This window comes from Acinetobacter johnsonii CIP 64.6 (assembly GCF_000368045.1).
In the GTDB taxonomy this organism is placed as follows: Bacteria; Pseudomonadota; Gammaproteobacteria; order Pseudomonadales; family Moraxellaceae; genus Acinetobacter; species Acinetobacter johnsonii.
Window position 1 is genome coordinate 55852 of record NZ_KB849237.1, and the last position, 22841, is coordinate 78692.

Below are 22841 nucleotides of genomic sequence, written 5' to 3' on the forward strand. Positions count from 1 at the left end.
CCTGAAACGGTGCTTTTTTTAATGTCTGAGTTTAGGTTTTTTTGGTGATCATGTTGTAGATGAATAAAATAACAATGGCTCCAATAACTGAAGCAATAAAGCCTGCGGCAGAGCCTTCACTATAGAGACCGAGTAAACGACCACCATAAGTGGCTACGAGAGAACCAGCAATCCCCAGTAAAGTGGTGACAATAAATCCTGCTTTGTCATCGCCAGGATGGATAGCACGTGCGATGAGACCTGCAATAAAACCAATCACGATTGCAACAATAAGTGACCACATGAGCCAGCTCCTTTTTTTATCATGTCTTTGTTTTTACATCATGTGCAAAAATATTATCGGGCATAATGCTGCTTTGCAGTAGAGCAAATCTGCTAAAAACTGTATGTTTTATGTACTTAGCTCACGATAAAAATAAAAAAAGTGGCCTTCGGCCACTCTTTTGTCGATTGATCTTAAAGACCAATTTCACCAATAAATGGCAAATGACGGTACTTTTGGTCGTAGTCTAGGCCATAACCCACAATGAATCGATCTTCGACATTAAAGCCTAAAAACTTCACATCGAGTTCAATTTCACGGCGTGAAGGTTTGCTGACTAAGGTACATAGTTCAATTGAGTTGGGAGAGCGTGTTTCTAAAATTTCTAATACTTTGCTCAAGGTGTTGCCTGAGTCGATGATGTCTTCAATGACCAAGACATCTTTACCGCGAATTTCACCGTCTAAATCTTTTAAAATTTTTACATCACGTGAAGATACCGTACCGCCACCGTAGCTCGAAACCGTCATGAAATCGAGTTCATGGGGTTTTGAAATGGTACGACATAAGTCTGCCATGAAAATGACTGAACCACGTAATAAACCAATCAGTACGAGTTCCTTATCACTGTTTGCATAATGCGCATCGATTTGTGCACCAAGCTCTTTTACTTTCGCTTGAATCTCTTCAGTAGAAATCATTACGCTCATTTGAACGGTCATGGGTAGATACCTAAAAAATTAAAAAAAATCAAAAATAAAAAAGGCGTTGACCTGCAACACCTCTATATATGCATTAATTTTAATATATCTCTAAACGAGATGCACCCCCTTTTGCCCGCTGGAAATGTAATCATTTCATTGCAGGCGGGATGCTGCTTGGTTTAGAGGCGAAAATCAAAGTTGTTTCAAAACTCGATTAGCTGCTTAAATTTTCGCTATTTGCTACTTAGTTTTGCACATAGGCTTTCTGACCAAAAATATAAGTCGCATGAATATTACGGTCATCACCCATGGTCATTAGGGCAAATAACGCGTCTTCAATCCCTTTTGCACGTTGCTGACGTAATGCTTGCAGCGCGGTTGCTTTGAGGTCGAGCACTACAAAGTCGGCTTCTTTGCCCAAATTAAAGTTACCGAGTTTATCATCCAAGCTCAGTGCTTTGGCACCGCCCAGTGTAGCGTGGTAGAGCGATTCAAACGCGGACAGTTTATTGCCCTGAAGCTGCTGCACTTTATAGGCTTCATTGAGGGTTTGTAGTTGGTTAAAAGAGGTCCCTGCACCAATGTCTGTACCCAGCCCAACTTTTACCTGCTTGTCCCAAGTCTTATTCAATGGAAATAATCCACTGCCTAAAAATAGGTTGGAGGTCGGACAGAAAGCAATGGCAGAGTCAGTCTGATGCATGCAGTCCCACTCAGCCTCTTCTAAATGCACGCAGTGGGCAAAGACCGAATGCGAACCGGTTAAGCCAAAGTGATGATAAACATCCAGATAACCTTGCTGCTCAGGGAATAAGTCTTTCACCCAAGCGATTTCATTTTTATTTTCACTTAAATGCGTATGCACATACACATCTGGGTATTCAGCTTTGAGCTGCCCTGCTTTAGCCAGTTGCTCTGGTGTTGAGGTTGGAGCAAAACGTGGCGTAATCGCATACAAGTTACGGCCTTTGCCATGCCATTTCTCAATCAGTGCTTTAGAGTCCGCATAAGCACTGTCAGGTGTGTCGCACAGATCTTCAGGCGCATGACGGTCCATCATGACTTTACCTGCGATCAGACGCATCTGGTGCTGCCCTGCTGCTTCAAATAGTGCATCGACTGATTCGGTATGCACAGTACAGAAGACTAAGGCTGTGGTGGTGCCATTTTTCAGCAGTTCTTGCACAAAGAATTGGGCAATCTGGTCGGCATAGGCTTTATCTGAAAATTGTAATTCAGTTGGGAAGGTATAGGTATTGAGCCATTCGAGTAGCTGTTCACCATAGGCCCCCACCATTTCTGTTTGTGGAAAATGAATGTGGGTGTCGATAAAACCAGGCACAATCAATTGTTCAGGATAGTGCTGAACCTCGACGCCAACAGGAAGGTACTGCTGCCCCTCCTGCCAAGATCCAAACCATTGGATTTTGCCATTTTGGCTAATCAGTAAACCATCTTCTACGTAACGCACTTGGTCGTGAATTTCACGCGCTTGGGCAACCGTATTCTGAATATCTAGGAAGCGACCGCGAACCGCCGTCGTTGCAACTACAGAAGACATTTTAAACCTGCGTTTTGACTTTTTTTCGATTGATTGTACCGTAAACTAGATTTTTTTCACGGCTATTTACTGAAGTTTTTATGTGTGTTGTGAACGCTAGATTTTAAATGAAAGACTGGAGCAGTATTTTGTAAAAAATTGAACTGTTTTAAGACCAGACATGTACCTGTGCCATCGATAAGATCATGATTTTTTATGCAATGTATAAGCACAAGCTTTGAGCTTAAATGATTCAATCTATTCGCAAAATTTTGTTGAGAAAGTCTTTATCTTTAAATGCTGAGTCAGTACAGTGTCGGCATTGATAAAATAAGAGACAATGACCGGCATGTATTTTTGGAATACCAAAGCATTAGCACATGAATTATCTAGCAATACCCTCGATAAAAAGCATTATAAAAATTATTACTTAGTCACCGCCTTACTGGTTTCAGTGGTGTATTACTACGGCATGTATTCACCCTATGGGGATGTCCGAGTGATTGGTGTAGAGGGGCTTCTGACTTTATTGATTATGTTTATCGGGATTCAAAGCGCTTATAAAGCCAATGGCGGCGATGAGGGCGAGCATTTCTTAGGTCGAATCACAGCGTTGTCTTTTCCCATTTTGGTACAAACCACTGTAGCTGGTGTTGTATTTGGCGCAGTGTTATTAGGCCTTTATTTTGCTTTTAATCTAGAAGGCACAGCGTTTGATGATTGGTATGAATGGACTATTTCGCTATTTACCATCTTCCTGCAAATCTTGTTTTTCACGCGTTTGGTGTCTTATATGAAGCGGGTTAAAGCGCATACCATTTAAGCTTGAAAAAAATATTGTTTTCGAATGTATGCCTGTCAGTTTTAGAGTTGACAGGCATTTTCTTTTTCAATTTAAACTCTATTTGATACACGGAAGCGTCATCCTCAACCTGCGTAGTGTTTGGAATAGATTGTTTTTGCAACACAAATTTTTTTAATTATAGAAAGTAAACAGATTTTGCGGAGGACAAATGCTTTTCTTACGAAGCTTCGCTTCTCATTTGGTGAAACAAAAGAATAACTAAGCTCCCAGTATTGAACTTAAAAAAGATAAGACTCCGCCGTGAATAACCTAAAAGTGGTAGTACTCCTACTAAAACGCCTGAACAGACCCGTATTAATTTTTGGACAGCTATTTTAAATAGCTGATTTAGAGCGCCACTTTATTCCACAAAATAATGCGCAGCAAAATGCGCATCATTGCCGATCACATCAAATACATCTTCACGCAGTGACATCCCCGCACATTCATCTCCGACCATCCAAAGTCCCAAGGTGGGCAGCATGCCTTCATGCAACGGAGTTTTTACCCAGCGTTGCATGACATAGCCATATTTGTCGTAGTCATCAAAGTAAAAACTACCTGAGGCTGCGCCACAATCGACATTGTTTTGTAGGATATGAATATTTGCGCCTTCGCGCGCTAAGATGGGCTTACGCACCCATTTCCCTGCATAGTGGGCGTGTGCATCATAAGCATGGGTTTCTAACAACAATGGATGATTTGGAAAGAGTTTCCATAGCTCGATCAACAGGGCTTTATTGGAGAGTAGCATTTTCCAACACGGCTCAATCCATTCAGTTTCGGGTTTGAGAAACTGTGAAAAATTTTCTTCCCAAATCCATTCCCACGGATACAGCTTAAATAAATGCTGAATCTCTTGCTGATGCAAATCGACAAAGGCTGTGCCATTCCAACCGATATTTTCCATCGACAGTTCGCTGACATTTAAGCCTGCCTGAAAAGCAGTATCCATGAGGTATTCTAAATTGCCCCAATCTTCACGCCCTGCTTCTTGGCAGGCTGCGAAATGGACACGGCTACGCGCAGGATAGAGCTGTTTCCACCGCTCAATCAGCTTTTCATGAATGCTATTGAACTGATCACGGTTTGCAATATTTTCGACCTGTTCAATCCAATGCCACTGTGCAACAGAGGCTTCGAGTAAACCCGTTGGCGTATCGGCATTGTATTCCAGCATTTTGATGGCTTGACCATCATAGGCAAAATCGAAACGACCATACAGCATCGGCGCTTGATTTTTCCATGAGTGCTCAATCAGAGGAATCGCTGCTGGGGGGATTTGAAAATATTCCGGATAATGACCGCGTTGAATCATATCCCCTGCCACTTCAAGGCACATCTGGTGTAATTCGTTCGAGGCATCTTCTAGCTGTTCAATTTGCTTGAGACTAAACTCATAAGCCACCCCTTCTGACCAATACATTGAACCATCCCGCGACGGCAAGTTGTAGTAGTCAAAACCAATCTCTTGATGCGCCTGTTGCCAGTTTGCGCGCTCAGGGAATAGAACTCGTTTCATGTATTAACCTCCGAATGAGCCCCCGCCACGGCCGAAGCCTCCACGAATGGGCTGGGATTTGGCATGGCTAAAAACATGAGTCGAGATTCTAGGTGTGCCCGTCGAATGACGTCCGCGAGCTTTCAAGACTTGGCCCATGTAACGGACTTTACGGTTGTTCTTATAATATTGAGGGCCGATATAAACCCCAGTAGAGCCACTATAGCTCGATTCGCCATTTTCGTTAGCAGGTTCGCACAGTTCAAAATGCCAGTCTTGGTAGCAGTTGTATTGGTTATTGTAAACATCCTGTTGTAGGGTTTTAGAACCGCTACATGCCGTGAGTAAAACCGGCACCACAACAAGAGTTAATTTTTTGGTACGCATGGATGAGCAACCTTCGGGTTCTTTTATTTTTACAGATAAAACCAAGGGTTTTAAGCCCGCTTATCATAGGGAGCTGTCTGCATAAAGTACAGTACATTTGCACAGAAAATCATAGGATTAAGTCTTGAGTATACTAAAATTTAGTCATAAAAAAGCCTTCACAAGTGGAAGGCTTTTTTAAAACATTAGAGGGTGGTTTGATGATGTTTCTTACTGTATCGAATCGATAGGATCGCAGTAATGGTCAGCACCAACACAATAAAGCCCAGTGAAATCCAAATTGGCATATGGAACACATCCAGCATGAGCATCTTAAAGCCGATAAACACCAAGATAATACCTAAACCATATGGGAGATAATGCATCTTGGTTGCTGCACCAGACAACAAGAAGAACATCGCACGTAGACCCAAAATTGCCATTAAGTTTGCAGTCAATACGATAAACGGATCAGAGGTCACCGCGAAAATTGCAGGAATGGAGTCCACCGCGAAAATTACATCCGACGCTTCAACTAAAATTAACACCAAGAACAGTGGTGTTGCCCACAACATCCCGTTTTGACGGACAAAGAACTTATTGCCATGCATTTGCGGAGTAATCCGCATATGTTTGCGCAGCCATTTTAAGATCGCCATATCTTCGATATTGGTTTCTTCTTCGTTTTGCCCTTTGAAGAATTTGAAGCCCGTATACACCAAGAAAGCACCGAAGATATACAGAATCCATGAGAACTCTTGCACGAACCACGCGCCAATAAAAATAAAGATGGTACGTAGAATAATCGCGCCCAATACACCATACAGCAGTAATTGGCGTTGTAGTGCAGGTGGGATAGCAAAAGCAGCAAAGATCATCAGCCAGACAAAGACGTTGTCGACGGCTAAAGATTTTTCAAGTAAATAACCTGCGAAATACTCCATGACCTTGGTATTGGCCACAGTGACACCTGCAGTTTGTTGTAAATAAAGCCAGAGACCTGCACCAAAGAGTGATGCGACGGAAACCCACGCAATACTCCATAACGCGGCTGTTTTGATTTTAACTTCTTGGCCTTCTTTTTGTTTAAAGCCTAAAAAGTCGATCAGTAGCATCACGGTAACAATGCCGAAAAAAGCAAGGTATAGCCATAAATTGCCGATAGATTCCATGAAATCCTCCACATCCAGCAATCGGCCACAAAAAAACCTTGACCTGCTGCCAGATGAAATAAAACATCTGTGACAACATGATCAAGGTCTTGCCTACATTTTAGCGTATGTATTTTGTGCGCTAAAATGCTCAGATACCGACTTTTTGCAAAGTGTAATGACGATAATCTGACACGTGAAAGTTATGCATGGCATTGATTTTTCACGTTTGGAGGAGGCTACTCCCCTTGTTCAACATAAATTTGGTTTTGGATTTGATCCAAAAGTGAGCTAAGCATCGCATATTTTTATGGTTTGAGCAAATATTAAAGAAAATTGTAGATGAAATATAAATGAGACAAAATTTTGCTTCAATTTGTGGCAAGCTAAAAAACAGCATAAACACCTAGAGGAATAATAATGAAAATTCAACATCAAGAAACAGGTAGTAAAGGCGAAGTTTTTGTTGAACAAGAAAACGAACGTGTGGCGGAAATGACTTATAGTTGGGCGGGGGGTGATAAATTTATTATTGATCACACTTGGGTCAGTGAGTTGCTCCGTGGGCAACATGTGGGGCGTCAGTTATTGGATGTTTTGGTCGACTTTGCCCGTGATAAGAGCGTGAAAATTTTACCCTTGTGTCCCTTTTCCGAATCGGTATTCGACAAAGATCCATCTATTCATGATGTTTTATTCCACTAAGATAGAGAACGATAAATCAATCCATTCAACGAGTATGCTATGCAATTTCAACATGTAGATCGTGATCAAAAAGGTGAGTTTTTTTTAAATAATGCAGACGGTCAGCGCATTGCTGAAATTAGTTATATTTGGCGGGACGAGACAACCATTGATGCCAACCATACTTGGGTTGATGATTCACTGCGAGGTCAAGGTGTGGCGCGTTTGCTGTTGGATACTCTGGTTGATTTTTCACGTGAGAAAAACCTGAAGATTATCCCGACCTGCTCTTATGTCGATGTGATGTTTCGCCGTGAGAAAAGTTTTGAAGATGTCGCGGCTTAATTGTTCACAACATTCATCGCGGTTCTAAGCGTTAAACTAAAATGAGATCGATATAGCTGCCATTGCAGTTCTAATTTGGACTTTGCAATGCTGAACATGATGGAATTAAAGTATATGAAGACGCTTTTATCTATTGCCCTATTCTGTTCAGTTGCCCCTTTATTACATGCTGAAGATTGTGTAAAACTTGAGGAAAAGGCAGAACAAAAAGAAGTTCAGATTATTCCACGTTGGGGCATGAAAGTGATTGCTCCAACCAGAGTGTATTTTCATTCAGCACCGAGCGATGCTTGTAAAATCAAAGATCTGTTTATGATTAAAAATGATCATATCACTGCTTATGGCACCTATGATGATGGCCAAGAACAGTGGGTTTCGATCATGTATTTCAGCAAACGCTTGGGAGACACGGTTCAAGGTTGGTCAAAACTAAAAGACTTTGAATATACGGGTACGATGTCTGGTTTTTAATTAGATATGTTTGTAAAAAAACCCGCCATATGCGGGTTTTTTCATCTAAGTGGGAACAAATTATTCTGCGTTTAAGGCGCTAATCAATTTTTGGTGTAAACCACCAAAGCCACCATTGGACATGATCACAACCGCATCGCCATCACCTGCTTCACTGACGATGGTATGGATAATGTCATCTAATGTACGTGCGATCACGGCCTTGTTGGGTGCAGCCGCAATGACAGGTTGCAAGTCCCAGTCCAAACCTTCTGGTTGATACCAAATCACTTCATCGGCCAAACGCGCAGAGTGCGCAAGTCCATCTTTATGGCTTCCCCTGCGCATCGTGTTTGAACGAGGCTCAATAATTGCCCACAACTTACGTTCGCCTAAACGCTTACGTGCGCCTTCCAGCGTCGTATCTATTGCGGTTGGGTGATGGGCAAAGTCATCATACACTTCAACGCCACGTACTGTGCCTAAAAGCTCCATACGGCGCTTCACACCGCCAAAGTTAGACAGGGCTGCGCAGGCTGTTTCAATGCTTACGCCCACATGTTCAGCCGCAGCTATAGTCGCCAAAGCATTCGCTACGCTGTGCTGCCCTGTCATGTTCCATTGCACCGTGCCTTTCACCACGCCGTGTTGGAGGACTTTAAAGTGCGAACCATCAGCACTTAGTTGTTCGGCATACAATTCGGACTGGTCGTGAGCCTCTAAAGAGGTACGAACCACAGGTGTCCAACAGCCCTGCTCTAAAACTTCATCAATATTGCTTTCAGTAATAGGCGCAATGATACGACCTTCACTTGGAATGGTACGAACCAAGTGATGGAATTGTTTTTGAATTGCTGCTAGATCATCAAAAATATCGGCATGGTCAAATTCAAGGTTATTTAAAATGGCTGTTTTGGGGTGGTAATGCACGAACTTCGAACGTTTGTCAAAAAAGGCAGAATCATATTCATCAGCTTCGACACAGAAGTATTTACCAGCACCTAAACGTGCACTTTCAGAGAAACCTAAAGGTACACCGCCTATCAGGAAACCTGGCTCTAAACCCGCCTGATCCAAGACCCAAGCCAACATGGTGGTGGTGGTGGTTTTACCATGGGTTCCTGCTACGCCAAGTACGTGTTTGCCTTGGAGCACATGATCGGCCAAAAATTGTGGGCCTGAAATATACGGCAAGCCTTCATTGAGCATGTATTCAACGGCATCAATCCCGCGTTTCATAGCATTGCCGACGATGACCAAATCAGGATGCGGTTGTAAATGACTGCGGTCATAACCTTGCATTAAGGTAATGCCTGCATTTTCGAGCTGGGTGGACATGGGAGGATAAACGTTTAGATCCGAACCCGTCACTGTGTGGCCAAGATCACGTGCTAAAAGCGCTAAAGACCCCATAAAGGTGCCACAAATACCCAAAATATGCAGATGCATTCCGCCTCACTCCACTGCTTTTATAGACACATCACGTATTGTTGGTGCTGTTGTCGTGATTAATTCGATGTGAAAGCAACCATAGCAAGGCGCTTAGCGAAAAGATAGTGATTCTTGTATCTAATCGTTTAATTATTCTGCGGCTTGAACAACGCTTTTATTCTGTAAAAAAGTCGGCTGAAAAGTGCAATATTTGCTGAATTTTCTAGCAAAAAACGTAGAATAAAATGCTCCTAAATTTGGCGATCTTGCTTCATGTCCCTGCCCTTTATTTTATTGATTATTGCCAACTGTTTTATGACACTTGCATGGTATGGACACTTAAAATTTTTGCCGGGTGTACCGCTTTGGCAAGCCATTTTATTTAGCTGGTTCATCGCGTTGGTGGAATACAGTTTTATGATTCCTGCGACCCGTATGCTGTCACAGCAAGGCTGGTCAATGGGTGAAATGAAAATCACCCAAGAAGTGGTGACGCTCTTGGTTTTTATACCGTTTATGATTTTCTTATTTAAACAGCCTTTTAAGCTCGATTATTTATGGGCAGGACTGTGTTTATTTGGTTGTGTGTATTTTGTCTTTCGCAGCCAATAAATCAAAAAGTGAGGCTACAGTCCTCTTTTTATTTAAGTTTTATGCTACGCCATAAAAAAACAAGAAAAATCTGCATTTAGTTGTACGGTTAAATTTTGGAGAGCTGAAAAATCAGTCTATAATACAGGGCTCTTATTAAAGCTTGGCGCTAGTCGAGATTTATCTCTCTTATCTCTCTTAACTATCTCTGGAAACATTGCAATGAATGCGGCCGCTTCACAAGACACTCCTCTCGTTGGAATTATCATGGGTTCTCAATCAGATTGGGCTACTCTCGAACACACTGCCAATATGCTTAAGCAACTTGGTGTCCCATTTGAAGCGGAAGTTGTGTCTGCGCACCGTACGCCAGATCGTCTTTTTGAATATGCTGAACAAGCACGTGACCGTGGTATCCAAGTGATTATTGCGGGTGCAGGCGGTGCGGCGCATTTACCAGGAATGTGTGCGGCGAAAACTGATTTGCCTGTACTGGGTGTGCCAGTGAAGTCTTCGATTTTAAACGGTGTCGATTCACTGTTATCGATTGTGCAAATGCCAGCAGGTATTGCAGTGGGTACTTTGGCGATTGGTCCAGCAGGTGCAACCAATGCCGCGATTATGGCAGCGCAAATTTTAGGTCTGACACGTCCTGAAATTGCAAAAAATGTAGCCGATTTCCGTGCTGCACAAACCGACAAAGTCGCAAGCAACAACATTCCAGGTCAAGCTTAATACGGGGCATTCCTCATGAATAAAACCATCGGTATTTTTGGTGGTGGGCAGCTAGGTCGCATGATGGCGCAAGCGGCTTTGCCACTGAATATTCAATGTACGTTCTTTGATGTGAGTATAGACTGCCCTTCAGCGGCTTTAGGAACGGTGATTTCAAGCAAAACTGAAAACGGTTTACAAGACTTTATTGCCAGTGCAGATGTCTTCAGCCTTGAGTTTGAAAATACGCCTTTGTCTGATGTTGATGTTTTGACCAAGCAAAAAGATATGCATCCGCCGCGTCAGGCTTTAGCCATTGCACAGCATCGCTTGTCTGAAAAAGCGTTATTTGATGAGCTTGAGATTCCTGTTGCGCCTTATAAAGCGGTAGATTCCCTAGAAAGTTTAAGCGCTGCGGTTGCTGAGCTGGGTTTACCGATTGTGCTGAAGACAGCCACAGGTGGCTATGATGGTAAAGGTCAGTTCGTATTGCGTTCTGAGCAGCAAATTGAACAAGCATGGGCTGAATTAGGCCCTGCTGGTAGTTTAATTGCAGAAAGCTTTGTGACGTTCTCGCGTGAAGTTTCAATCATTGCGGTACGTGGTCAAAATGGCGATGTGAAAACGTGGCCATTGGCTGAAAACCATCACCATCATGGTATTTTGTCGCACTCGATTGTTCCTGCACCGAATAGTGCGGACTTACAACCCGTTGCACAAGACTACATCACTCGCCTATTGAATCATTTGAATTATGTTGGCGTGTTGACCTTAGAACTGTTTGTTACAGACAAAGGTTTGTATGCCAATGAAATGGCGCCACGTGTGCATAACTCAGGACACTGGTCGATTGAAGGCGCAGTATGCTCTCAGTTTGAAAACCATATTCGTGCAGTCGCAGGCTTACCCTTGGGTTCAACAGAAGTAGTTCGCCCTACGGTCATGATCAATATTATTGGTCAGTATCCACAGTCTGAACAAGTCTTGGCCTTAGAGGGTGTACATCTACATCTTTATAATAAGGAAGAACGTGAAGGTCGTAAGATTGGTCACCTGACTTTAATGCCGAATGATACCGCTCAACTCACGACGCTATGTCGTCAGTTGGCGAAAATTTTACCGAATCCTTTGGCACTGAGCGAAGATATGACCATCTAAAGCTTCAGTTGTTGTTAAAAAAAGCGATCACAAGAGTGGTCGCTTTTTTATTTGGACTCATTCAGGCATGATTGCGCCTCTTTGAAAAAAGTGACCGTTAATCGGATCAAAATTAAAATAAATTGCGTGTTTTTTATCCGTTTAAATAAAATTAGCGCATAGAAAAATAAACTGAAAGCAAAAATAAAGCGAGTTTTGTGTGGAGAAGCACGTTTAAAACAGAGCCCACAATTGAATGTGACACTGATGTTCACCTAAAAAATGCTGAAATAGCAGAGATCTCTATCAACTTGGGTGTGTGGATATCTTTTTAAGTCTATTTTGAATTTAAAAAATAGAAGTAAAATTTTGAATTCAAAAGTGAGTTTTAAATTTAAAATGAATTTAAATGTTTTGATGTTGTTTGAATTTAAATTCAAAACAATAAATTTAAAGTCTGCGAGATGAATTTAAAGTTTTGAATTTAAAAATATTGAGCTTTAGTTGTGATGGTTTATTTTCTTTATATTGTTGATTATTAATGTTAAATAAAAATGTGGATAAAATAAATTTAAAACAAGATGATTGAATTTAAAGTGCTTGCTGAACTAAAGGTTGTTTTTGAATTCAAAAGTTGAGATCTGTAGTGTTGTGGGTAAGTGGTTTTAAATTTAAAAGATGGTTTTGAATTTAAACCAAAATGAATATTCATTTACGTTTTGATTCAGAAAAGTGAAATCGAAAGTGTTAAGGTTAAAAGCATAATTCAGAGATAAAGAATCATTAGGGATTTTATGCACCGTTTTGCTTTTCTTTTAGGTTCATTTTTTTTAGCGGCGACTCAGGCGAATGCTGAGCTTATTATTAATGGTCAAAAAGTTACAGGCAGTTCAAATGTCGCAACTTCCGATTATCGTCCTCAGAATTCATTTCAAAGCTGTATTGCCAATTTAAAAAACCAAGCGATTTCGAATGGTGTGTCTGCGTCCACTTATGATCGCTACACACAAAATTTAGCGCCTGATTATTCTGTGATTGAAAAATTAAATTACCAACCTGAATTTTCCACGCCGATTTGGGATTATTTGTCAGGATTGGTGGATGATGAGCGTGTTGCAGTAGGTCAGCAAAAATTGGCGCAGCATCGTGAAGTGTTGAATCGTGTTGCGGCAGCATATGGTGTGCCTGCGGAGACCGTGGTTGCCGTGTGGGGCGTGGAAAGTAATTTTGGCGATATTTCAGGTAAATATCCATTATTACAAGCTTTAGGCACATTGAGTTGTGAAGGGCGCCGCCAAAGCTATTTCCGTGGAGAGTTTTTTGCCGCTATGCGTATTTTACAGCGTGGCGATTTAACGGAGCCACAACTGAAAGGCTCATGGGCAGGTGCGTTTGGCCATACCCAGTTTATGCCATCGACGTATGAAGAGCTGGCCGTCGACTTTGATGGCGATGGACGCCGTGATTTGGTGTCGAGTACTACAGATGCTTTAGCATCAACAGCCAATTTCCTCAAAAAACGCGGTTGGCAAACTGGGCAACCTTGGGGATTTGAAGTGAAAAATCCGCAAGCGATCTCTCTGAGTGGTGAAAGTCGTCGCAATAAGAAGTCCTTATCTTACTGGATGCAAAATGGCTTGGTACGTGCAGATGGCTCAGCGTTAATTCAAGGCAATTTATCTTCTAGCTCGCAAGCGGGGTTGATGGCATCTGCTGGTGAAAATGGTCCACTGTTTTTAGTGTTTAAAAACTTTGATGCAATCTATAGTTATAACGCAGCAGAAAGTTATGCATTAGCGATTGCGCATTTGTCAGACCGCTTACAAGGGCAAGGCGGGTTTAGTACAACTTGGCCAACCGATGATGCAGGCACTTCGCGTTCTGAACGTCGTGAAATTCAGCAGTTTTTACTGAACCGTGGCTATGATATTGGCGCGGTGGATGGTTTGATTGGTGATAAAACTCGTCAAGCGATTCGACAGGAGCAAATCCGTTTAGGTTTAAGCCCGACGGGGCGAGCGGGACAGCAAATTTTAAAAGCCTTTCGTCAGGAAAATGCCAAGTTGATGATGCGTTAACATTAACAGCAAAAAATCGCTGAGATAGATAAAAAGCCAGTCGGTTATTCACCAGACTGGCTTTTTTTGATTTGCTCGGGTTGCGACTAAAAGGTCAGAAGCGCTTTGATGTTTAAACCGCGGTAATCGTCCCGAGAATACGGTTACCTTGTGCGCCTGTCACTGTCGGTAAGTTGCCACTGAGTTGCTGGATAAAACGCATGGCCAACCAAGCAAAGGCAGTCGCTTCCACCCACGTTGGGGCTAAGCCAATCGCAGAGGTGGTTTGTACGGACCAATTGTGCTTACGTAAGCGCCAACGTAATTGTTCTAAAAGGTGTGAATTATAGGCACCACCACCACAGACGTAGACTTCACCAGTATCCATATCGGAGCGATAGATGGCTTTTTTAATGGCACGTGTGGTGAGCTTCATTAAGGTGGCTTGAACATTTTCAGGACTGTCTTCAAGCTCGTCATATTCAAGGTCATTGCGCCAGTCGGCAATTTGTTCATCTAACCATTCGAGGTTGAAGTCTTCACGGCCAGTGCTTTTTGGTGGTTCTTTGGAAAAATACTCATGTGATTGTAGGCGATCGAGCAGGCTGCGAATCGGATGGCCGTAGGCTGCCCAATTGCCATTTTCATCATAGGGCTGTCCAGTAAAACGTTCACACCATGCATCCATTAAAATGTTGGCTGGGCCTGTATCAAAACCGTAGACCTGATCAGATTGGCCTGCGGGTAACATACTGACATTGGCGATGCCGCCTAGGTTTAAGATGACGCGATGAATACTCTCATGTTGGAACATATCTTGGTGAAAAGCAGGAACCAGCGGGGCACCTTGTCCACCTGCGGCCATATCACGACGTCGAAAATCTGAAATCACTGGAATTTGGGTGATTTCAGTGATGATGTTTGGGTCACCAATTTGCAGGGTAAAGCCATGCTCTGGGCGGTGGCGAATAGTTTGTCCATGTGAGCCAATCGCTTTGATTTGACTACGATCTAAATGACTTTGCTCAATCAACTGATTGATGCCTTCGCCAATCATCTTTGCTAAAGCCACATCTGCCTTGCCCATACGGTCGATTTCGTTGTCACCGGGCAAAGTGAGTGCCATCAGTTCATCGCGTAAATCTGGGTCGAAAGAAAGAGTGAGGGTGGCGTGAAGCTGCAATGGATCAAAAGAAGCAGCAACAATATCAACACCATCCATGCTGGTGCCGGTCATTACCCCAATATAGATCGCTGTCATGATTATTCTAAAGCCTGCAATGTGCTGAAAAAGTGTTAGTATATCGCACAAATTGAATAACTGATGTGTTTGGGTTTTGTGATGTCAAATTTCCTGCCGGCTGAAGAACAACTTGCTCTCATTCAACGAGGCACGCATGAAATTATTTCTGAAGAAGATCTTCTGAAGAAATTAAAAGAAAATCGTCCTTTAAAAATTAAAGCGGGCTTTGACCCGACTGCGCCTGACTTGCACTTGGGGCATACGGTTTTAATTAATAAACTGAAAACTTTCCAAGATTTGGGTCATGACGTGACCTTCCTGATAGGGGACTATACCGCAATGATCGGTGACCCGACTGGAAAAAGTGCAACACGCCCACCATTATCGCGTGAGCAAGTGCTTGAAAATGCAAAAACTTATCAAGAACAGGTGTTTAAAATTCTTGATCCGAACAAAACTAAAGTGCGTTTTAACTCAGAATGGTTTGCCGAAAAAACGGCTGCTGACCTGATTCAGTTGGCCTCACAGCAAACGGTTGCACGTATGCTTGAGCGTGATGATTTCACCAAGCGTTATAACAACCATCAACCAATCGCAATTCATGAATTTTTATATCCATTGGTTCAAGGCTATGACTCGATTGCCCTTGAGGCGGATGTTGAGTTAGGCGGTACAGACCAAACCTTTAACTTATTGATGGGGCGTACACTTCAGGGTCGTTATGATCAAGAAGCACAAGTCTGCATTACTGTACCAATCCTTGAAGGTTTAGACGGTGTGAACAAAATGTCTAAGTCTTTGGGTAACTATATTGGGGTATTTGATGCACCAGGAGCGATGTATCAAAAAGTCCTTTCGATGCCAGATGCTTTAATTGAACGCTATTTCGATTTACTCAGTTTTAAATCCGTTGAAGACATTAAAGTCCTGCTAAACGAAATTGCTGAAGGGCGTAATCCACAAGAAGTGAAGAAAATTCTAGCACTTGAGTTGGTAGAGCGTTTCCACGGTGCAGAAGCTGCAGAAAATGCACATAAAGGTGCAGGTAATCTGATTACTGAGGGTGAACTACCCGAAGGGACACCTGAAGTGACGATTTCACGCGCTGAATTTGGTGGTGAGTTGTTTATTGCAACGATTCTTCGCGTAGCGGGCTTAAACCCAAATGCAGCAGCAGCAAAAGATGCCGTGGCTCGTGGTGCGGTCAAAGTCGATTGGAACGTGGTCGATATGAGTTTCTCTGTTAAAGAAAATGTCACTTTAATTATCCAGTCGGGTAAAAAAGCCATTGCGAAAGTCACTTTTACTGACTAAGTCAGTACATATATATGCTTTAAGTTATTGATATAAAAGCAGGCTTCGGTCTGCTTTTAATTTTTTAATCTTTATAAAAAAATCAAATAAGAAAATTCAAAAAAAACCTTATAAAAACAATGCTTAATTTTTTCCAAAAATATTGCAATTTAAAATGAGTGTGTATATGATTTCAACGTCTAGTCAATGTTTTTAACATCGCTAGAAGGGTCAATAAGAATAATTCTCCACAGTTTTCAAGTCTCTTCCCCAAGGGACTTTTTTTAAGATAACTATAATAATGACATCTATGGATCAGATAACGATCTAACTCCGAGGAAGAGGTTTTGGGAGAGATCTCTTCCTTTTTTATTGGCAAAAATTTAGTTTTTAAAATCAGTTTCTCGCAGACAAATAACGAGCTGTCATAAAAGTTAGGTGCAACAGACTTTTAAATAAAGCTGGTCACCAGCTTTACAGGTATATAGCACTGCGTTTTCTACTTATATCCAGATGCTTCGTATCATCAAGCTTTATCGTGGCTGTTATTTCAGCTCTGTCTTGAATTATCTTGACCATGGTATAGATAGAAGAGGGCTTTGCTATTACGCGAATGAAATAAAAACAGACTAAGCATTCCATTCTTGCTAAATATTAGGTGCTTTTATAGCGATGTGGCAGTTTTTCAGCTTAGGCGCGTATTAAATATAAAAGAACTACGTCTTTAGAAAGATGATTTATCAAAAATACAGAGATGAAAGAAATACAGAGTGATTTTAAGTCTGAAAACGTTACTAGAAGATTGATAAGACTCATCCTAAAGAAAAAATAAATGTTAAGGCTTAAATTTTAAGCTTAAAAGACTTTTAAAGATTGGAAATGAAAGGCTCATATTGAAAGAAATAAGAGAAAAAATTATAAATATGATCAAAAAATAGATGAAAAATACGGTTTTTCTTAAATTTTGTAGAAAAAACCAACGCCCGTTTCAAATAAGTGAATTTGGGGGTTGCAAAGATTTCGTAATGGTCTAGAATGCACCCCATACCGACGAGATAGACGGAAACGAACGAAGCACGAAGCACGAAGTGCTGAGTTGTTGAGTGTATTGAGTCCAGCTTCTAGCACTGACGAGGTGTTAGGAAGATCATTAAGAGATTATGAAGAACAACTTGTGTGGATTTTTACTGATTGATCGATCGAAAATATTTCATTGATTGATGGTAGAAATTACTCGAAGTTTATTTGAGAAATATTTGTCAGAAAATTGATGAGCCAAGATTTGTAGCCATAAGCTACTAATGATTTTTAACTGAAGAGTTTGATCATGGCTCAGATTGAACGCTGGCGGCAGGCTTAACACATGCAAGTCGAGCGGGGAAAGGTAGCTTGCTACCTAACCTAGCGGCGGACGGGTGAGTAATGCTTAGGAATCTGCCTATTAGTGGGGGACAACATTCCGAAAGGAATGCTAATACCGCATACGCCCTACGGGGGAAAGCAGGGGATCTTCGGACCTTGCGCTAATAGATGAGCCTAAGTCAGATTAGCTAGTTGGTGGGGTAAAGGCCTACCAAGGCGACGATCTGTAGCGGGTCTGAGAGGATGATCCGCCACACTGGGACTGAGACACGGCCCAGACTCCTACGGGAGGCAGCAGTGGGGAATATTGGACAATGGGCGAAAGCCTGATCCAGCCATGCCGCGTGTGTGAAGAAGGCCTTTTGGTTGTAAAGCACTTTAAGCGAGGAGGAGGCTACCGAGATTAATACTCTAGGATAGTGGACGTTACTCGCAGAATAAGCACCGGCTAACTCTGTGCCAGCAGCCGCGGTAATACAGAGGGTGCGAGCGTTAATCGGATTTACTGGGCGTAAAGCGTGCGTAGGCGGCTTTTTAAGTCGGATGTGAAATCCCTGAGCTTAACTTAGGAATTGCATTCGATACTGGGAAGCTAGAGTATGGGAGAGGATGGTAGAATTCCAGGTGTAGCGGTGAAATGCGTAGAGATCTGGAGGAATACCGATGGCGAAGGCAGCCATCTGGCCTAATACTGACGCTGAGGTACGAAAGCATGGGGAGCAAACAGGATTAGATACCCTGGTAGTCCATGCCGTAAACGATGTCTACTAGCCGTTGGGGCCTTTGAGGCTTTAGTGGCGCAGCTAACGCGATAAGTAGACCGCCTGGGGAGTACGGTCGCAAGACTAAAACTCAAATGAATTGACGGGGGCCCGCACAAGCGGTGGAGCATGTGGTTTAATTCGATGCAACGCGAAGAACCTTACCTGGTCTTGACATAGTAAGAACTTTCCAGAGATGGATTGGTGCCTTCGGGAACTTACATACAGGTGCTGCATGGCTGTCGTCAGCTCGTGTCGTGAGATGTTGGGTTAAGTCCCGCAACGAGCGCAACCCTTTTCCTTATTTGCCAGCGGGTTAAGCCGGGAACTTTAAGGATACTGCCAGTGACAAACTGGAGGAAGGCGGGGACGACGTCAAGTCATCATGGCCCTTACGACCAGGGCTACACACGTGCTACAATGGTCGGTACAAAGGGTTGCTACCTAGCGATAGGATGCTAATCTCAAAAAGCCGATCGTAGTCCGGATTGGAGTCTGCAACTCGACTCCATGAAGTCGGAATCGCTAGTAATCGCGGATCAGAATGCCGCGGTGAATACGTTCCCGGGCCTTGTACACACCGCCCGTCACACCATGGGAATTTGTTGCACCAGAAGTAGGTAGTCTAACCGCAAGGAGGACGCTTACCACGGTGTGGCCGATGACTGGGGTGAAGTCGTAACAAGGTAGCCGTAGGGGAACCTGCGGCTGGATCACCTCCTTAACGAAAGATTGACGATTGGTAAGAATCCACAACAAGTTGTTCTTCATGACGATGTATCTGAGGGTCTGTAGCTCAGTTGGTTAGAGCACACGCTTGATAAGCGTGGGGTCACAAGTTCAAGTCTTGTCAGACCCACCAAATCTGACTAACAAGCATTATTAAATGCTGAATACAGAAAAACAGAGACATTGACTTATTGATAAGCTGGGGACTTAGCTTAGTTGGTAGAGCGCCTGCTTTGCACGCAGGAGGTCAGGAGTTCGACTCTCCTAGTCTCCACCAAATTTCAAGAATAGAAAAACAATGTTTTTCCTTGAAATTTAAGCAAGAAGCTATGCTTCGCGCAGATAGGTTGGATTACAGAAATTAGTAAGAAGTAGATATTGGTTTACATTTTATTAACTTCTGTGATTTATCACAGTTTCCTGACCTGACGAAGGCTGGAAAAATCATTAACAGAATATATTTGAGTTGAAATAATTTGTTCATACTCGTTTTTAAGATCGACATTAACAGTGATTTATTACTGATTGATGAAGGTTGAAGAAATGAGTTACTAGCGAAATTAACTGAATCAAGCGTTTTGGTATGTGAATTGAATTGAAGCTGTACAGTGTTTAAGTACACAGAACAACAAACTGTAAGGAAGTGATGAGAAATCATCATAGACTGTCTTAATCCTACTTGTAGGGATTAACGACTGTTTGGGGTTGTATAGTCAAGTAATTAAGTGCATGTGGTGGATGCCTTGGCAGTCAGAGGCGATGAAAGACGTAATAGCCTGCGATAAGCTCCGGGGAGGCGGCAAATATCCTGTGATCCGGAGATTTCTGAATGGGGAAACCCACCTGTCATAAGGCAGGTATCGTATGATGAATACATAGTCATACGAGGCGAACGAGGGGAAGTGAAACATCTCAGTACCCTTAGGAAAAGAAATCAATTGAGATTCCCTCAGTAGCGGCGAGCGAACGGGGAAAAGCCCATTAAGTCATATAAGTTCTAGTGGAATGCTCTGGGAAGTGCAACCATAGTGGGTGATAGTCCTGTACACGAAAGGGCTTATATGATGATGTCGAGTAGGGCGGGGCACGTGAAACCTTGTCTGAATATGGGGGGACCATCCTCCAAGGCTAAATACTCCTGACTGACCGATAGTGAACCAGTACCGTGAGGGAAAGGCGAAAAGAACCCCTGTGAGGGGAGTGAAATAGATCCTGAAACCGCATGCATACAAGCAGTGGGAGCCGACTTGTTCGGTGACTGCGTACCTTTTGTATAATGGGTCAGCGACTTACATTCAGTAGCAAGGTTAACCGCATAGGGGAGCCGTAGAGAAATCGAGTCTTAATAGGGCGTTTAGTTGCTGGGTGTAGACCCGAAACCGGGTGATCTATCCATGAGCAGGTTGAAGGTTGGGTAACACTAACTGGAGGACCGAACCCACTGTCGTTGAAAAGCCAGGGGATGACTTGTGGATAGGGGTGAAAGGCTAATCAAACTCGGTGATAGCTGGTTCTCCCCGAAAGCTATTTAGGTAGCGCCTCGGACGAATACCATTGGGGGTAGAGCACTGTTTCGGCTAGGGGGTCATCCCGACTTACCAAACCGATGCAAACTCCGAATACCAATGAGTACTATCCGGGAGACAGACTGCGGGTGCTAACGTCCGTAGTCAAGAGGAAAACAATCCAGACCGCCAGCTAAGGCCCCAAAATTATAGTTAAGTGGGAAACGATGTGGGAAGGCATAGACAGCTAGGAGGTTGGCTTAGAAGCAGCCACCCTTTAAAGAAAGCGTAATAGCTCACTAGTCGAGTCGGCCTGCGCGGAAGATGTAACGGGGCTAAAACTATATGCCGAAGCTGCGGATTTGCAATTTATTGCAAGTGGTAGGGGAGCGTTCTGTAAGCCGATGAAGGTGTATTGAGAAGTATGCTGGAGGTATCAGAAGTGCGAATGCTGACGTGAGTAACGACAATGCGAGTGAAAAACTCGCACGCTGAAAGACCAAGGGTTCCAGTCCAACGTTAATCGGGGCTGGGTGAGTCGACCCCTAAGGCGAGGCCGAGAGGCGTAGTCGATGGGAAATTGGTTAATATTCCAATACTTCTATGTAATGCGATGAGAGGACGGAGAAGGTTAAGTCAGCCTGGCGTTGGTTGTCCAGGTGGAAGGTTGTAGGCATGTATCTTAGGCAAATCCGGGGTACTCTATGCTGAGAACTGATAGCAAGCTGTACTTGTACAGTGAAGTGGCTGATACCATGCTTCCAGGAAAAGTCTCTAAGCTTCAGTTACATAGGAATCGTACCCGAAACCGACACAGGTGGTCAGGTCGAGTAGACCAAAGCGCTTGAGAGAACTCTGCTGAAGGAACTAGGCAAAATGGTACCGTAACTTCGGGAGAAGGTACGCTGCCGACGGTGATAGGATTTACTCCTTGAGCTATTGGCAGCCACAGAAACCAGGCCCCTGCAACTGTTTATTAAAAACATAGCACTCTGCAAACACGAAAGTGGACGTATAGGGTGTGATGCCTGCCCGGTGCTGGAAGGTTAATTGATGGGGTTAGCGTAAGCGAAGCTCTTGATCGAAGCCCCAGTAAACGGCGGCCGTAACTATAACGGTCCTAAGGTAGCGAAATTCCTTGTCGGGTAAGTTCCGACCTGCACGAATGGCATAATGATGGGGGCGCTGTCTCCAGCAGAGACTCAGTGAAATCGAATTCGCCGTGAAGATGCGGTGTACCCGCGGCTAGACGGAAAGACCCCGTGAACCTTTACTGCAGCTTGACATTGAACTTTGATCTTACTTGTGTAGGATAGGTGGGAGGCTTTGAAGCCGAGACGCTAGTTTCGGTGGAGCCAATCTTGAAATACCACCCTGGTAATATTGAGGTTCTAACTCTGTCCCGTTATCCGGGACGAGGACCATGTCTGGTGGGTAGTTTGACTGGGGCGGTCTCCTCCTAAAGAGTAACGGAGGAGTACGAAGGTGCGCTCAGCGTGGTCGGAAATCACGCGTAGAGTATAAAGGCAAAAGCGCGCTTAACTGCGAGACCCACAAGTCGAGCAGGTACGAAAGTAGGTCTTAGTGATCCGGTGGTTCTGTATGGAAGGGCCATCGCTCAACGGATAAAAGGTACTCTGGGGATAACAGGCTGATACCGCCCAAGAGTTCATATCGACGGCGGTGTTTGGCACCTCGATGTCGGCTCATCTCATCCTGGGGCTGAAGCAGGTCCCAAGGGTATGGCTGTTCGCCATTTAAAGAGGTACGCGAGCTGGGTTTAGAACGTCGTGAGACAGTTCGGTCCCTATCTACCGTGGGCGTTGGAAATTTGAGAGGATCTGCTCCTAGTACGAGAGGACCAGAGTGGACGAACCTCTGGTGTACCGGTTGTGACGCCAGTCGCATCGCCGGGTAGCTATGTTCGGAAGGGATAACCGCTGAAAGCATCTAAGCGGGAAGCCTACCTCAAGATAAGATTTCCCTAGGACTTTATGTCCTCTAAAGAGCCGTTGAAGACTACGACGTTGATAGGTTGGATGTGGAAGCATAGTGATATGTGAAGCTGACCAATACTAATTGCTCGTGAGGCTTGACTATACAACACCCAAACAGTTGGTGTTGTGGTTCAAATCACTGCAAACAACTTGATTTAGTTATAAAGCTAGATA

General features: G+C 43.4%; 17 protein-coding genes, 2 tRNA genes and 2 rRNA genes. 13 read left to right on the forward strand and 8 right to left on the reverse strand.

The features are described 5' to 3' along the window. Window positions 1-31 precede the first annotated feature (31 nt). The 3 genes from F986_RS16870 to guaD all read right to left on the reverse strand — a co-directional run bounded on the left by F986_RS16870 (window position 32) and on the right by guaD (window position 2527). The gene (locus F986_RS16870) at window positions 32-283 is read right to left on the reverse strand and encodes a GlsB/YeaQ/YmgE family stress response membrane protein (RefSeq protein ID WP_004697478.1); all 252 of its coding nucleotides are present in this window, start codon (window positions 281-283) and stop codon (window positions 32-34) included. Between the two features lie 173 nt (window positions 284-456). Further along, the gene (hpt, locus tag F986_RS16875) at window positions 457-984 is read right to left on the reverse strand and encodes a hypoxanthine phosphoribosyltransferase (RefSeq protein ID WP_004697480.1); all 528 of its coding nucleotides are present in this window, start codon (window positions 982-984) and stop codon (window positions 457-459) included. Window positions 985-1210: 226 nt separating this feature from the next. Further along, window positions 1211-2527 (reverse strand): guanine deaminase, encoded by a 1317-nt coding sequence (guaD, locus tag F986_RS16880; protein WP_004697482.1) that lies wholly within the window; start codon window positions 2525-2527, stop codon window positions 1211-1213. Between the two features lie 328 nt (window positions 2528-2855). On the opposite strand from guaD, the gene F986_RS16885 reads away from it, so the two are divergent. After that, complete coding sequence (locus F986_RS16885) at window positions 2856-3329, forward strand: hypothetical protein (protein ID WP_004697483.1); 474 nt, start codon at window positions 2856-2858, stop codon at window positions 3327-3329. Between the two features lie 382 nt (window positions 3330-3711). Here the strand turns inward: F986_RS16885 and F986_RS16890 are convergent, their stop codons facing one another. The 3 genes from F986_RS16890 to F986_RS16900 form a co-directional block, all read right to left on the reverse strand. Next, window positions 3712-4872: a glutathionylspermidine synthase family protein gene (locus tag F986_RS16890; RefSeq protein WP_004697486.1), complete on the reverse strand. Its 1161-nt coding sequence runs from the start codon at window positions 4870-4872 to the stop codon at window positions 3712-3714. Window positions 4873-4875: 3 nt separating this feature from the next. Next, window positions 4876-5238 carry a hypothetical protein gene (locus F986_RS16895; protein ID WP_004697488.1) on the reverse strand — a complete coding sequence of 121 codons (363 nt, stop codon included), beginning with the start codon at window positions 5236-5238 and terminating at the stop codon, window positions 4876-4878. Between the two features lie 185 nt (window positions 5239-5423). Then, window positions 5424-6389 carry a TerC family protein gene (locus F986_RS16900; protein ID WP_004697489.1) on the reverse strand — a complete coding sequence of 322 codons (966 nt, stop codon included), beginning with the start codon at window positions 6387-6389 and terminating at the stop codon, window positions 5424-5426. 399 nt (window positions 6390-6788) lie between these two features. Between F986_RS16900 and F986_RS16905 the strand changes: the two genes are divergently transcribed. From F986_RS16905 to F986_RS16915, 3 genes are all read left to right on the forward strand, one after another. Continuing rightward, entirely contained in the window at window positions 6789-7073 is a 285-nt protein-coding gene (locus F986_RS16905) for a GNAT family N-acetyltransferase (RefSeq protein WP_004697492.1), read from the forward strand. Window positions 7074-7112: 39 nt separating this feature from the next. Next, entirely contained in the window at window positions 7113-7397 is a 285-nt protein-coding gene (locus F986_RS16910; RefSeq protein ID WP_004697494.1) for a GNAT family N-acetyltransferase, read from the forward strand. An 87-nt stretch (window positions 7398-7484) separates the two neighbouring features. Continuing rightward, window positions 7485-7868 (forward strand): hypothetical protein, encoded by a 384-nt coding sequence (locus F986_RS16915; protein WP_004697495.1) that lies wholly within the window; start codon window positions 7485-7487, stop codon window positions 7866-7868. Window positions 7869-7928: 60 nt separating this feature from the next. Here F986_RS16915 and mpl read toward each other — a convergent pair whose 3' ends face one another. Then, window positions 7929-9296 carry a UDP-N-acetylmuramate:L-alanyl-gamma-D-glutamyl-meso-diaminopimelate ligase gene (mpl, locus tag F986_RS16920; RefSeq protein ID WP_004697496.1) on the reverse strand — a complete coding sequence of 456 codons (1368 nt, stop codon included), beginning with the start codon at window positions 9294-9296 and terminating at the stop codon, window positions 7929-7931. A gap of 255 nt (window positions 9297-9551) precedes the next feature. Between mpl and F986_RS16925 the strand changes: the two genes are divergently transcribed. From F986_RS16925 to F986_RS16940, 4 genes are all read left to right on the forward strand, one after another. Continuing rightward, window positions 9552-9890 carry a DMT family protein gene (locus F986_RS16925; protein ID WP_004697497.1) on the forward strand — a complete coding sequence of 113 codons (339 nt, stop codon included), beginning with the start codon at window positions 9552-9554 and terminating at the stop codon, window positions 9888-9890. A 201-nt stretch (window positions 9891-10091) separates the two neighbouring features. Further along, window positions 10092-10604 carry a 5-(carboxyamino)imidazole ribonucleotide mutase gene (purE, locus tag F986_RS16930; RefSeq protein ID WP_004697498.1) on the forward strand — a complete coding sequence of 171 codons (513 nt, stop codon included), beginning with the start codon at window positions 10092-10094 and terminating at the stop codon, window positions 10602-10604. 15 nt (window positions 10605-10619) lie between these two features. Beyond that, window positions 10620-11741: a 5-(carboxyamino)imidazole ribonucleotide synthase gene (locus tag F986_RS16935; RefSeq protein WP_004697499.1), complete on the forward strand. Its 1122-nt coding sequence runs from the start codon at window positions 10620-10622 to the stop codon at window positions 11739-11741. Between the two features lie 773 nt (window positions 11742-12514). Further along, the gene (locus F986_RS16940; RefSeq protein ID WP_004697500.1) at window positions 12515-13798 is read left to right on the forward strand and encodes a lytic murein transglycosylase; all 1284 of its coding nucleotides are present in this window, start codon (window positions 12515-12517) and stop codon (window positions 13796-13798) included. Between the two features lie 112 nt (window positions 13799-13910). Here F986_RS16940 and F986_RS16945 read toward each other — a convergent pair whose 3' ends face one another. After that, window positions 13911-15038, reverse strand: coding sequence for an anhydro-N-acetylmuramic acid kinase (locus F986_RS16945; protein ID WP_004697501.1), 1128 nt, complete (start codon window positions 15036-15038; stop codon window positions 13911-13913). 63 nt (window positions 15039-15101) lie between these two features. On the opposite strand from F986_RS16945, the gene tyrS reads away from it, so the two are divergent. The 5 genes from tyrS (at window position 15102) to F986_RS16970 (ending at window position 22770) form a co-directional block, all read left to right on the forward strand. Continuing rightward, the gene (gene tyrS, locus F986_RS16950) at window positions 15102-16334 is read left to right on the forward strand and encodes a tyrosine--tRNA ligase (protein WP_004697502.1); all 1233 of its coding nucleotides are present in this window, start codon (window positions 15102-15104) and stop codon (window positions 16332-16334) included. 1288 nt (window positions 16335-17622) lie between these two features. Further along, a 16S ribosomal RNA gene (locus F986_RS16955) occupies window positions 17623-19160 on the forward strand. A 61-nt stretch (window positions 19161-19221) separates the two neighbouring features. Further along, a tRNA-Ile gene (locus F986_RS16960) sits at window positions 19222-19298 on the forward strand. 68 nt (window positions 19299-19366) lie between these two features. Then, a tRNA-Ala gene (locus F986_RS16965) sits at window positions 19367-19442 on the forward strand. Between the two features lie 434 nt (window positions 19443-19876). After that, window positions 19877-22770 (forward strand): 23S ribosomal RNA (locus F986_RS16970). Together the 16S and 23S rRNA genes with 2 tRNA genes alongside form the textbook arrangement of a ribosomal RNA operon. Window positions 22771-22841: the final 71 nt, after the last annotated feature.

What these genes read in the sequence shown, in the direction of transcription:
- F986_RS16870 (WP_004697478.1), bottom strand. Translation starts at nt 283, where the DNA reads ATGTGGTCACTTATTGTTGCAATCGTGATTGGTTTTATTGCAGGTCTC.
- hpt (WP_004697480.1), bottom strand. Translation starts at nt 984, where the DNA reads ATGACCGTTCAAATGAGCGTAATGATTTCTACTGAAGAGATTCAAGCG.
- guaD (WP_004697482.1), bottom strand. Translation starts at nt 2,527, where the DNA reads ATGTCTTCTGTAGTTGCAACGACGGCGGTTCGCGGTCGCTTCCTAGAT.
- F986_RS16885 (WP_004697483.1), top strand. Translation starts at nt 2,856, where the DNA reads ATGTATTTTTGGAATACCAAAGCATTAGCACATGAATTATCTAGCAAT.
- F986_RS16890 (WP_004697486.1), bottom strand. Translation starts at nt 4,872, where the DNA reads ATGAAACGAGTTCTATTCCCTGAGCGCGCAAACTGGCAACAGGCGCAT.
- F986_RS16895 (WP_004697488.1), bottom strand. Translation starts at nt 5,238, where the DNA reads ATGCGTACCAAAAAATTAACTCTTGTTGTGGTGCCGGTTTTACTCACG.
- F986_RS16900 (WP_004697489.1), bottom strand. Translation starts at nt 6,389, where the DNA reads ATGGAATCTATCGGCAATTTATGGCTATACCTTGCTTTTTTCGGCATT.
- F986_RS16905 (WP_004697492.1), top strand. Translation starts at nt 6,789, where the DNA reads ATGAAAATTCAACATCAAGAAACAGGTAGTAAAGGCGAAGTTTTTGTT.
- F986_RS16910 (WP_004697494.1), top strand. Translation starts at nt 7,113, where the DNA reads ATGCAATTTCAACATGTAGATCGTGATCAAAAAGGTGAGTTTTTTTTA.
- F986_RS16915 (WP_004697495.1), top strand. Translation starts at nt 7,485, where the DNA reads ATGCTGAACATGATGGAATTAAAGTATATGAAGACGCTTTTATCTATT.
- mpl (WP_004697496.1), bottom strand. Translation starts at nt 9,296, where the DNA reads ATGCATCTGCATATTTTGGGTATTTGTGGCACCTTTATGGGGTCTTTA.
- F986_RS16925 (WP_004697497.1), top strand. Translation starts at nt 9,552, where the DNA reads ATGTCCCTGCCCTTTATTTTATTGATTATTGCCAACTGTTTTATGACA.
- purE (WP_004697498.1), top strand. Translation starts at nt 10,092, where the DNA reads ATGAATGCGGCCGCTTCACAAGACACTCCTCTCGTTGGAATTATCATG.
- F986_RS16935 (WP_004697499.1), top strand. Translation starts at nt 10,620, where the DNA reads ATGAATAAAACCATCGGTATTTTTGGTGGTGGGCAGCTAGGTCGCATG.
- F986_RS16940 (WP_004697500.1), top strand. Translation starts at nt 12,515, where the DNA reads ATGCACCGTTTTGCTTTTCTTTTAGGTTCATTTTTTTTAGCGGCGACT.
- F986_RS16945 (WP_004697501.1), bottom strand. Translation starts at nt 15,038, where the DNA reads ATGACAGCGATCTATATTGGGGTAATGACCGGCACCAGCATGGATGGT.
- tyrS (WP_004697502.1), top strand. Translation starts at nt 15,102, where the DNA reads ATGTGTTTGGGTTTTGTGATGTCAAATTTCCTGCCGGCTGAAGAACAA.